The organism is Thermostilla marina, assembly GCF_054657455.1.
Genome location: NZ_BAAHYR010000001.1, coordinates 3,644,745 through 3,656,630, shown reverse-complemented (window position 1 = coordinate 3,656,630; position 11,886 = coordinate 3,644,745). Strand labels below are relative to the sequence as shown.

8 protein-coding genes and 1 pseudogene are annotated in these 11,886 nt (G+C 58.8%); 3 read left to right on the top strand and 6 right to left on the bottom strand.

Translation table 11 applies throughout. The features are described 5' to 3' along the window. Nucleotides 1-505: 505 nt before the first annotated feature. A pseudogene (locus tag ACYQ2I_RS13360) lies at nt 506-787 on the bottom strand (type II secretion system protein); the annotation flags it as partial. Nucleotides 788-1,262: 475 nt separating this feature from the next. On the opposite strand from ACYQ2I_RS13360, the gene ACYQ2I_RS13355 reads away from it, so the two are divergent. Next, nucleotides 1,263-2,273 carry a hypothetical protein gene (locus ACYQ2I_RS13355; protein ID WP_460167519.1) on the top strand — a complete coding sequence of 337 codons (1,011 nt, stop codon included), beginning with the start codon at nt 1,263-1,265 and terminating at the stop codon, nt 2,271-2,273. Here the strand turns inward: ACYQ2I_RS13355 and ACYQ2I_RS13350 are convergent. From ACYQ2I_RS13350 to ACYQ2I_RS13335, 4 genes are all read right to left on the bottom strand, one after another. After that, complete coding sequence (locus ACYQ2I_RS13350; protein WP_460167518.1) at nt 2,270-3,115, bottom strand: DUF4405 domain-containing protein; 846 nt, start codon at nt 3,113-3,115, stop codon at nt 2,270-2,272. The genes ACYQ2I_RS13355 and ACYQ2I_RS13350 overlap by 4 nt on opposite strands. A gap of 313 nt (nt 3,116-3,428) precedes the next feature. Then, nucleotides 3,429-4,145, bottom strand: coding sequence for an HAD family hydrolase (locus tag ACYQ2I_RS13345; protein WP_460167517.1), 717 nt, complete (start codon nt 4,143-4,145; stop codon nt 3,429-3,431). 98 nt (nt 4,146-4,243) lie between these two features. Further along, nucleotides 4,244-4,567 carry a DUF167 domain-containing protein gene (locus ACYQ2I_RS13340; protein WP_460167516.1) on the bottom strand — a complete coding sequence of 108 codons (324 nt, stop codon included), beginning with the start codon at nt 4,565-4,567 and terminating at the stop codon, nt 4,244-4,246. 15 nt (nt 4,568-4,582) lie between these two features. Further along, a complete protein-coding gene (locus tag ACYQ2I_RS13335) occupies nt 4,583-5,290 on the bottom strand; it encodes a YggS family pyridoxal phosphate-dependent enzyme (protein ID WP_460167515.1) in 708 nt (235 codons plus the stop codon). Nucleotides 5,291-5,547: 257 nt separating this feature from the next. Here ACYQ2I_RS13335 and ACYQ2I_RS13330 point away from each other — a divergent pair, with 257 nt between their 5' ends. Further along, nucleotides 5,548-8,130 (top strand): redoxin domain-containing protein, encoded by a 2,583-nt coding sequence (locus tag ACYQ2I_RS13330; protein WP_460167514.1) that lies wholly within the window; start codon nt 5,548-5,550, stop codon nt 8,128-8,130. Nucleotides 8,131-8,303: 173 nt separating this feature from the next. Next, a complete protein-coding gene (pgk, locus tag ACYQ2I_RS13325; RefSeq protein ID WP_460167513.1) occupies nt 8,304-9,692 on the top strand; it encodes a phosphoglycerate kinase in 1,389 nt (462 codons plus the stop codon). 102 nt (nt 9,693-9,794) lie between these two features. Here the strand turns inward: pgk and ACYQ2I_RS13320 are convergent, their stop codons facing one another. Continuing rightward, the gene (locus ACYQ2I_RS13320) at nt 9,795-11,672 is read right to left on the bottom strand and encodes a DUF4838 domain-containing protein (protein WP_460167512.1); all 1,878 of its coding nucleotides are present in this window, start codon (nt 11,670-11,672) and stop codon (nt 9,795-9,797) included. Nucleotides 11,673-11,886: the final 214 nt, after the last annotated feature.

The window sequence follows — 11,886 nt, the reverse complement described above, 5'->3', positions numbered from 1 at the left end:
GCAAGGTGAGCGGTACGTTTCACTCCTTCGGCTGCTTTCCACGGAGACGGTCCCAGTCGCCCTGGTTCGTAACGGTTACTACGTGCCCGTCCATGAAGAGTACGTTCATGTGTGCACCGTGAAACGGTTCCAGTGTGTACATACCGCGGAGCGGGCTCCACTTGATGTGGCCGTGTTTCCACGGTTCGGGAAGGTCGCGGGCGAGTTGGATCTGGCTGGTTCCCGTGCGATTTTCAGGTTTCAGTTCTTTGCCTTCGGCCATCTTTTTGACGTCCATGCCGATGACGTGCTGGTCGATGGTGCGGACGACTTGAAGCTTGGCTTTCTTTTTCTTGGTTTTCCATTCACCCTTTTTCGCGTCGTATTCCGTGACGGTTCGTTCGGGAATGTACGGTTGGCTGAGTGCGCGACCCTCGAGCTTGTAGCTGGTACCGAAGGTTTCCCAATAAGGGATGTCGGGATCTTCGGGAGAACCGACATCGCCGGGACAGCGAAAGATTTTTTCGTTGTTTTCGGCAAACGGCAGGATACCGTACATGGCCGACTGGTGCTTATCGGTCATGTCGCCCTCGCCGTAATGGAATGGTAAGACGCCGTCGAATTGCAGTGCGTAGTGGTGGACCGCAATGCCGATCTGACGGAGATTGCTTTTGCAATCGGCGCTGCGGGCGGCTTCTCGCGCCGATTGAACCGCCGGGAGCAGCAGACTGACCAGCATGCCGATGACGGCGATAACGACGAGTAACTCGACCAACGTGAACCCGGGCTTCTGTGGCTTTCGCGGCATGGCGACTTCCTCGCGTTAGGGCTTGGCGAACATGAATATCCAGAGACGGCTGAAGAGGAGGATATTGAAATTGAGTATCAGTATCGATAATTTGAGTATTGTAGCACGGCGATGCCGGATTGCAATCCCCATTTCTCAAACGCCGGCAGCCGTTCTTGAATTGGGCGGAGTCACTGCGGCAACGCAGTTTCTATGCCGAAATCGAAAGCCGGTTGTGTGGAATTGCAACTGTGGATTTCGCAAGGACTTAAGGAGGAACATCGCCCGCGGTTGAAGAGAAAGTCGACAGCGTCGGTGGTGTCGCCGACCTTCCAACCGACAGAAAGCGTCGATCGAATCGACAGGGCGTTCATGTGAAAGCGAGGTGTTGCCGCGGATACAGTCGGAGAATTCTCGTACTGCCGACGCGACCCGATTATGATGCACGCAGGCGGTTTGTAGGGGCATGTAATTCGACGTTGTGGGAGGGGTGTCAATGGCGACCGCGGGACTGCGAATCGGCGTTGTTGTGGCGATCGTCGCATGTTGGCTCGGCGCGAAACGTGTTTCGGCTGGGGAAGTTGCTCCGTTGCCCGAGGGGCCGGGGTTGTCGGCGAAGTATCCCGGCGATTGCGGAATCGATCGAGACCCAGCCGTATTGTTCGCCGATGACTTCGAGGCAGGAGACCTGGAGGCAATCTCCGAGCATTGGGGCCAGATGAGCAATAAAGGAGGGCGAGTCGTGCGGCTCGTGGAAGACGATCCGCTGGGGCGAGCCGGCCGCGCAATCGAAATGACCTCGACGTTGGGTGAAAACACCGGCGGCCACCTGTACACGCGGTTGAAACGGCCGGTTGAGAAGGTGTTTGCCCGCTTCTACGTAAAATTCCCACCTGAGACCGGCTACGTTCATCATTTCGTGCATTTAGGCGGCTATAATCCGCCGACGCCGTGGCCGCAGGGCGGGGCCGGCGAACGGCCGCGCGGCGATGATCGGATCACCGTCGGCATCGAACCGCACGGCAATCACGGGCGTTTCCCGCCGCCGGGGGTGTGGAGCTTCTACTGTTATTGGCACGAGATGAAGATTTCGGCCGACGGTCGCTATTGGGGGAATGCGATTCAGCCCGCGACACCGGCCGTCGTTCCCACGGGGCGATGGCAGTGTGTCGAAGTCATGCTCAAGTTGAATTCGAAGCCCGAACTGGCCGACGGCGAACTGGCTTTGTGGTTGGACGGCAAGCCGATCATGCACGTGTACAAGGGTGTCAAACGCACCCGTTGGACCGGCATGGGGTTCCAACTTGCCGACGACGGGGAGCCGTTCGAAGGTTTTCGGTGGCGGTCGAGCGAAGACCTCAAGATCAATTTCTTCTGGCTGCTTGATTACGTCACAGAAAACGCGGCGAGGCAGAACCGGGACCCGGGTCCGCCTCGTTCGCAGAGCGTGCGATTCGATAATGTCGTTGTTGCCGAAAAGTATATCGGCCCGTTGGTCGGCCGCTAGTCCGGTTCCGCGGTTGTATTTTCACCGGCAGTTTCGGGGGACGGTTCCTCGGCATGATAGCCGACCAGTCCGCGGCCCATTCCGAAACCGGGGCCCATTCCTCGTCCCATACCCATGCCCATTCCGCGACCGAATCCGGAACCGTGCGTCGTTCCTTCGCCCGCCTCGATTTGCGGGAAGCGGTCGCGCAAGGTCTGGAACAGCACCGCAGGCGGCACGCCTTTGCTTTCGGCGACATCGCGAATGCGTGCTTCGGGACCGGGGCATTCAAAGCCGGCTTCGACAAGTGTAGTAACGACCGCATCCGGCGGCAAATCGTACATTTCGGCCAGCCGGGCGACGGTGAATTCTTCGGCATGCGGGGCCGGCGCCGCCGGCGAGCGCGCTTCCCAGTAACGTTTGATTTGCTCGTTCCAGGCCATCACCGTCGAAAACGGCGGCAGACTGTAAAGCGTTCCGGCCACCACGAACACCGTCAACACGACCGCCAGACCCAGCTCGATCTTGCGGCCCCGTGTGGTGTTTACCTTCTTGGTCAGGTAGGCAATCAGTAGGCGCCAATTGAAATAGATGTGAAGCACTGCCGCGATCAAGAACAAGATGCTGTTGTTGATGTGGACGGCGGCCCATTCTTCTTTTCCCAGCCCCAGCAACGTCCAATCGGTCCATTTGGCGACGCGTCCCATGGGCGACAAATAGAGCATCACCCCCGAGACGAGCATCGCTGCAAACGAACAAAGCAACAATAGCGAGGTAAACGCCTGCATTTTGAACGCCGGACGACCGGATTTGCTGTTTGTGTCAGTGGTCGGGGTGGTTTCTGTGGGGGATTCGGCGGCCATCTCGCTTCCTCCAATAGGTGTGGGTAACACGACAAAACTGAAACGTGATCGAGGCAGGGGAGCACAAGACGTGCCGAACAGTTCTGAAATTCGTGGCGCGTCGGTGTTTGCTGTGCCGTCGCGGTAAAAAGGGGGCCGAACACGTTTCCCGCGGTCGGACCGTGCGCAGTGCGCGGGCCGGTTACGAGCCGCGGGTGTGCAAGATTTGCGCGCGATCGTTCTCTGGTTGAGATTGTTCCTGCATAGCCACCGGTGGAACGATGCCGCGCATGGACCGCGCGGAAGACGGGCGATCCAGTCCTTGGGACCGCCGCTACGATTGTGAGGGAGCGGCCTCGTCGAGCGACGCCGGTCGAGGAATCCCCAACAGGGCATACAAACGCGGATCGGCCAGAGAATCGACGACCAACGCGGCCATGCTGAAATCGTGGAGGGCGCTGTGATCGCCGGGTACGGCTACCGCGATGGTGCCGGCACGAGCTGCGGCCGTGCAACCGGTTTCGCTGTCTTCGAGCACGACCACTTCGTGCGGCGGAAAGCCCAATCGTTCGGCTGCCTTGAGATAGATCTCGGGATGCGGCTTGCCGTGCGTGATGTCGCTTGCCGTCAACGTGAACGCGAACCGCGGCTGCAAGTCGAATACGGCCAACGCGGCCTCCATCAGTCGTCGGCTGCTGCTGGTACCGATTGCTTTGGGGATGTTGTGTCGTTCGAGGGCGTCCAACAATTCCATGAGGCCCGGCATCGGCTGGATTCGCTCAGGAAGCAGGCGGATGAAAATCTCTTCGGACTCCCGAGCCAATTCTTCCCATGAATCGTTTAGGTTGTGCCACCGGATCATGACTTCGAAGCTGTCCTTAGGGGGACGACCCATCATGGCGTCGCTCAATTCCCGCGTAAAGCGATAGCCGCGCGGCTTGAGCAACTCGTCGCCCACCGAGAAGTAGAGATCCTCGGTGTTGAACATCAGGCCGTCCATGTCGAAAACAACCGCCTTGGGCCGGGTATCCGAGCGTTGCGGTGAGGTCATGTTTTTCGAGAAGTCGTCCGGTGAGAGCGGGGGCATGGCAAGTATGTTGATTGGAAATGTTGGGTTTTGGTGGGCGTTCCTTGCAGTTCGAACCAAGATCAACGCGAGGCGTTCAAGGCATCGCGGATCGTCCGGCTCAGCTGTTCCCGCGTGATGTCGCGGACGAGAAATTTCTTCTGCGAGGCGGTTTCTCCTGAGACCAGACTGATTTGCGATTTACGGACGCCCAAGGTTTTCTGTAGGAAGGCGACGATTGCCTTGTTCGCTTTACCCTTTTCCGGAGCTTGAGTGACGCATACTTTGAGAGCTCCTTGCTGCACGCCGCGCAGTTCGTTCTTTCGGGCGCCGGGTTGCGCACGAACAGGCAAGAGAACGCCTTCGGGATGGTCTTCCAGTTCCAATTCAGTCGGTTCTTGCGGCATGGTGCGGTCTTGCGTTCAGGCGTCGAGTCCTTCGAACAGGGCGCTGCCGATGCGGACCATCGTGGCTCCCTCGGCGATGGCGACCTCGAAATCGTTGGTCATGCCCATCGACAGGTGGTCCAGCCGGTGCGGCGGAGGACATTCGGCCGCGAGTCGGTCTCGCAATTCGCGCAAAGCGGCGAAGTCCCGGGCGGCGCCGGCAAGATCTCCGGCCCATCCGCCCATGCACATGAGCCCTTCAATCTTTAGCCGCCGGTATTTCGTCAAACCGCCGACGATTTCCGGCAAGGCTTCCGGAGCGAATCCGTGCTTGTTCGGATTCCCCGATATATTCACTTCGAGAAGTCCTCGGACTTCGCGGTTTTCCTCTTCGGCAATGCGCTCGATCGTGTCCAATAGGGCAACGCCGTCGAGTGAATGGATCAACTCGACGACCGGCAACGTGCGGCGCACTTTGTTTCGTTGCAAGTGCCCGATCAAATGCCATCGGATGGGCAGGTCGGCAAGCGCATGCGCCTTGTCGCACAATTGCTGGGGGCGACTTTCTCCCAGTACGGCCTGGCCAGCCTCGACAACGAGGCGAGTGATATCGGCGGAAACGTACTTCGTGACCGCCACGAGGGTGATTTCGTGCGGCGCGCGCCCCGCCCGTTCGGCTGCGGCGGTGATCCGCGATTGAATGCGGCGCAGGTTGTCGGTCACGATGGCCTGCCGGCGGTTCATGGTCTTTCCATCTTGCGTGGATTTCCCTCTCTTGTGCGACGACGCCTTTTCTCAGCATATGCGGGGACGAAGACCGTGCCAACCGGGGAATGCTCGCTTTACCCGATCCCCCCGATCCCGGATAATGCGGCCGTGGTCGGATGTTCTCGACGGCGCCCGGAGCGGTAACAGGACCGGCTCCGTCGAACGGATGAACTTGCCTTCGAATTCGATTCGGTGCGTTGGAACCCATGGAACACTACACGCAAGGACGAACGATGCGAGAGAGCTTTAGCCGGAGCCGGATGGGGATCTGGGGGATTCTAGCCTGCGTGATTTTCGTGACGGCCGCGGGATGCAGCGATCAATCGGGCGAATCGGCCAAATCGCAAGGGCAGACGAACGATGGCAGCGCCTCGCAGGCAGGTCCTGAAATCGTCCCCCCGGGAAATGCCGAGGTGAACGCTGCGGGGACGCCGCAGTCGATCGAAACACGATCGCCGCAAAAGATCCTCGAAGACATGGTCGCGACGTACCGGAAGGCGACTCGCTACGCCGATATGGGGCGTGTGTCGATGCGGGGAACGGTCGACGGGCAGCCCCTGGATGCCGTGTTTCCGTTGGTTACGGCCTTCGAACGTCCGAACAAGTTACGATTGGAGCTTAGTGAGGCCGTCGTCGTATGCGACGGCAAGGAATTCAAAGCAAGCATCCGAGCCGTTGTCAACCAGGTGCTCAACGTACCGGCACCTCCCGAAATCACCCTTGAGTCGTTGTTCGACGATCCGATGCTGGGACAGGGGTTGATGATGGGGCCGACGCAAGCCGTGTCGTGGCTGCCGCCGCCTTTGGTACTTATGTTGGCCGACGATCCTTTGAAGACGCTCCTATACCAATCGGATGAGCCGAAACTCTTGCCGCCGGGCACCTTGGAAGATCATTTCTGCAACCGCGTGCAAATCGATCGGCCCGACGGTTCGCTGATTCTGTGGATCGACCAGAAGTCGAACTTGCTCTTGCGCATCAACTATCCCATCGACGAATTCGAGCGGATGTTGCGTCTGCAAGGCGGCGCTCAAAACGTTTTGGGGCTGGGAATCACGGCCGACTTTGTCAACGCCGGAATCGACGGTGAACTGCCGGCCGAGGCGTTCGTGTTTGAAGTCCCGCCCGATCGCCGGATCGTCGAACGCTTCGAACCGTTCGGTTTCGAATTGCTCGGCAAGAAGCCGGAGGCGTTTTCTTTCACCGATCTTGAGGGGAACGCCGTCACCTCGGAGTCGCTCGCGGGAAAACCGGTCGTGCTCCAGTTTTGGTCGGTACGGCTCCCCGCCTCGCAACCCGTCTTGCAGGCGATGCAGAGTTTAGCGGCCGAGTACGGCGATCGAATCCATTGTTATGCCGTTTCGGTCGACGCCACCGCCGACACGCCCACTACACCGGCTATCCGCGATTCCATGTTGCAGTCACAGCTTGCGCAGTGGCAAGTGCAACTTCCGATTCTGCGAGATCCCGACGAGCACGCCGAAAAGGTGTTTGGGGTTCGCTTGGATAGCGAAATGCCCACGTTGCCCGCCACGGTCATCCTGAGCCCCGACGGCAAAGTGCAGGTGTTCAGTGTGGGATACGCGCCCGATTTGCCGGAGCAGGCGGCCGCATGGATCGACAAGTTGCTCAACGGCGTCGATGTAGCCGCCGAAGAACGGGCCCGTTTGGACGACATGCGAAGTGAAATGATCCGTATCGTCGGGCGTATGGTGGAACAAGGATTGTTCATCCCGCCTCGTGAAATCTTGCAACCGATCAGCGATGTCGAGCCGGTGCCCGCGTCGCTGCCGTCGGTGTTGAAGCGGGAGGACATTTTCTCGTGTGAGGCGCTCACGACTCCGGGCAATGTGTGTGTCTTCCAGTCCACCGAGGGCGCCGATCGCATTCTGGTGGTCGACAGCGGCAACACGATCGCCGAGCTTGATTGGCAGGGGAATGTCGTCGCCAAGCATCCCGTGCCGGTCGAATCGCCGGACCGGATCGATTTTCTTCGAACGGCGACCGAGGGCGACCGTCGCTATTTCGTGGCGTGGGGAATGGGTGGTCAACAGGTGTTCGTCCTGGATGAATCGTTCCAGACGGTGTTGCGTTATCCTGAAAAGGTTTCGTCACCGCACGACGGTACGGCCGATGTCGTGCCCGTCGATCTGGACGGCGACGGTAAGCTCGAATTGGCGGTCGGGTATTTGGGGATTGTCGGCGTGCACGTGATCGACCTGCAAGGCAAGCGAGAATGGGCCAATCGCACGGCGTCCGTCGCGTACCGATTGGTCGCCTTGCCGCCCGATGACCAAGGGAAGCGAAACCTGTTGGTGACGAATACCACAGCCAATGGGATGGTCGTATTCGACGCTGAAGGACGTCGTGTGAGCGAGGTTCTCGTGCCGGGACATCGGGTCGGGTGGATCGCCGGGACCGATCTCGACGGCGACGGTGAATTTGAATTTTGCGGTTTGGATCCCGTCCCCTTCGAGCGGATGATCGCTTTCGGATTCGATCTTCAGGGACGCAGCACGTGGGAACTACCGCTAATCGAAGCCCGCTCGCTGCCGATCGAGCAGATTTGTTGGGGCCCGTTTTTCGCCGCCGATACCCGGTGTTGGGTGTTGACGTTGGCCGACGGAACGATTCGGTTCGTCGACCGGCAAGGGAAATTGCTCGACGAGTTCGCGGTAGGGGGGCAAGTGGCCGGCATCGCCGTTTCGAAACAGCAGGGAAAGCCCGTCCTCTTGGTTTCGATTCGACAGGCAACCTCGAGCGGTATGACAGGACGCGTTGTTGCCTGGGCGTTCAGTCGAGCGGGCGACAACTAAAAACGCCCTCGACGTGGTATGTGATATCCCCTCGCAAGGACGGTCGGTTCTGGTCGGATTCGTTGGGGGGTGGTATTCTTTTGGTTTCGGGTGTGGGGACGCGGGGCCGCCTGTGTCCGAAGGTGGAAAACAATATCACGTGGCTCGTTTCTTGCAGCAACGGAGAGGGAAACATGGCGATTACCAAGGAACAAATGGAAGCCTGGCTGGAGCGGATTCTTGGGGCCGATGCCTCGTCGAATTTGGGGCTTACGGAATACCTCAAACGGATTCCCTGCGTCGATGCGCTGGATGCCCCTGCGGGAACGAAGGTACTGGTTCGCGGCGACGTTGATGCCAAGCCCGGCCCTTCGGTCGGCGACGGCGACATTCGGCTGCGCTCGATGAAAGAGACGCTTCAGCTCGGTCGCGACAAGGGATGGATTCAGGTCATCTTCGGTCACCGCGGCCGCGATCCCGAGCTTTCCCTCGACAAGGTGCACGCTCGGTTGAGCGAGATCATGGGCTGCGAGATCACGTTCGTCAAAGACTGGTTCGACGACGAGACCGATACGATCCGCCAAGAATTGGTCGACGTGTTGGCCAATGCCCAGCCGGGCGACATCATCCTGCTTGAAAATACCCGCAAGTACCAGATGGAGCGCATCCTCTGGAAAGCGAAGAAAGACCAGATTCCCGAGCTTTCGGAAAAACTCACAAAGATCGCCAACGAGTTCGCCGAGAAGATCGGAACGACCTACGTCCATGAGGCGTTTTCGGCCGGTAGCCTCGATTCGTCGTCGGTGGTCGTCACCGCGGCGATGGAAAAAGTCGCCCTCGGCAAATACGCCTACGGTGAATTTTCCGGCCCGCTTACCGAGTGCCTCAACGCGCAATTGGTGATTTCCAGCGGTCTGAAGATCGACAAGCTGGACGATCTCGAAGCAATGATCGCCCGCGGCAAGATTCGCTGGGTGTTCACGGCCGGTTCGCTCGCAATGGGCTTGAAGAAGGCTGCCGCCCAGCTCGACGGCGGCGACTTCTGCATCGGTGTGGCGGAGCATCCCGATCATGCCGACAAGCCGTATTACATTCCTGGTGAGCGGATCGAACAGGCGAAGAAGATTGTCGCCGGCGGCCGCGAAAACGGAATTCAATTCGTGATGCCGGTCGATTTCGTGCTCAGTGACGGCCGCGTCGTCGAACAGTTGGGCCCCGAAGATCAACAACTCGACGTCGGTCCCAAGACCTCGGAATTGTTCGAGCAGAAGATCGGTGAATTTATCGAGTGGGCAAAGTCGTTGGGTGAGACGCCCGTTGCCTTCCACAACGGTGTGTTCGGCAAGTTTGAAGAGGAGGCCTTCGAGCAGGGGACCAAACGCTTCATTCCGCAGCTCAAACGGATGAAGGATGCCGGTGTGAAGGTGTACGTGGGCGGCGGTGAAGGCGGAAAGGCGCTCGACAAGTACGGTCAACCCGACTGGGTGACGCACTGCTTTACCGCCGGCGGAACCGTGCTCAACGCGCTCGGTAGCGATCCTGTGCCTTATCTCGTGGCACTCGAAATGGTCGCTTCGCGTTGAAATGTGAGAAATGTCCGGCTTACGGCATGAATAGGCTGAAATCGGCCCCGGTCGTCGGATCGGGGCCGATCGTTTTTCCGGGAGCTGATGAAGCCTCGGCGGTCATTCATTGAGCTTCAACGCACGGGCCAGTCCGTCGCGATACTCGGAGACGTTCAGCTCGTTCCATTCGCGTATCCGAGTCAATCCGCTGACGGCCAGAGCGTCAAAGAAAGGTTCGAATCGCTTGCGGGCGAGCGAGGCGAGCGGTTCCGCATCGGGATTCGCGCGGGCGCGCTCGAGTATGGCGTAGTCGACACTCATCCGACCGATTTGAACGCGGCGCAGCAACACGTCGTCGGCGGCAACGGCATCTTCGGCTTGCTGCCACAGTTTGTCGGCCCGGGCCAATAGTTCGTCGGTCAAATGCGGGTGGGTCGGCGGCACCCAAATCGTCATGTGGATGTTCTCTTCGGCCACACGATCGTGAATCGCGTCGATGTACCGCCGGATGAACGGCGCCGCCTTTCCGTAGTAACCGTCCAAGAATTCGTTGATGGCGGTGTCTTCATCGTAATCGGGATTCCAGAGGAACTTGGCGGTAATGTAACCGTTCAGGGCCGCCAATTCGCTGCTGGGGGTGTTATAGGTGTCTTGCTCGAAGATTCCACGGACGTTGTTGGCGGCGAACAATCGGATGTTGTCGTTTCGTACCCGCAGATTCGGAAAGGGCAGTAAATAGTGCCGAAAGTCGGTTACGTAGTTCCACACCCACAAGCGATCGCAGATTTTGGCCCAGCCTTGAAGGTCTTCGACGAACCGCCGGTTCGCTTCCTGGTCGCATTCGGCCAGCGGGTGCGCGAAGCAGCATTCGATCGAACATAGCCGGATGATGACGTTCGGCCGCGGACGCATCGTCTTCGGTGGCTTTCGCGTCCACTGGTAGGCCAAGGTTTCGATCGCCTTGTCGGGGTATTTCTGGGCCACGGCTTCGGCGACACGATTGACCAGGAACAACACCGGCGCCATCTGGGATTCTTCGGATTCGGCTAGCGCACGGCAGCGGTCGCACGTGCAGTAGTTGTGCCAATCGTTTTGCGAAACCGAAAACACGAATGCCTCGGGATCGTTCTCGATCGCCCGCAATATGCCCTCGGTGCAAAGGCGAATGACGTCTTCATTCGTGCAGCACAGTTGCGTGCGTTCTTTGAGACGTTTTCCGTTCACCAGGGAGAAATATTCGGGGTGCGAGTCAAAGTACTGATCCGGCGGAACCAGTCGATTGAACGTGTGACAAAAGAAACCGCTGCCGAAGCGAATCTTGCCGCCATGTTTCGCGGTCAGGCGACCGGCCGAGGAGTTTACTCGGTTGCGGGCACACCAGTCACCGTCGAAGCAATCGTACGTGAACGGTTCTCGGTATTCGAAAAGAGGAATTTTCGTTTCGGAAATGGCCGGGAGACGGAGCGGATCACGTCGCGGGATCTTTTCGGCATCGGGAGTGAACCAACGGCAGCCGAGATGGTCTTCGAGCAGACCGTATACGCCGTAAAGCGTTCCCCGCGGCCTTCCGCCGGCGATGACGACGTATTCACTTCCGTCGGCCCTCCGTTGCGTTTGAAGCACATAGCCTTCGTGCCCCAGTTTTGCGAAATCGATCGAAACGCCTAGATTATCGAGATAGGCGTTCCTTCCTAGGAGGAACGCCTTGCGGGGAAGAGTACCGGTATCGTCGATCACAGGTAACTTGGCTCCCGAAAGCTTTTCGATGAATCGGGCAAGTTCCTCTGCGGCGTAGCGTTCCGACTCGATTGCATCGTTCGGGCAAACGATGATCCAATCGCTTCGGCCGTTTTCGGCAATCACCCATTCTTCGGCGACTCCCCGAGCGACAACTCCCAACGAGAACGTACAGGCGACAAGCAGTACCACAGCGCCGACGGTAAGTCGTCGGGGTTGCAAGTCGCTAAGGAATACCTTCGCGGCGAACGACGTGTTCATGACCGGTTCTCCCCGCTTAAAGCCGTAACGGTGCGACCGCCGAATTCGGCATGTAGCATGATGCGGGCTCATTGAAATATCAAGCAAATCGTGGCGAAACCACGATGGATAAGGGGACGATTGTCTCCAAGCGATAACCGGCGTCGGCGTGCTACACTTTTTCAGGGAAATGATTGTCGGAGTTCGCTTGTTTGTGTACATTGCGGATCTTGTG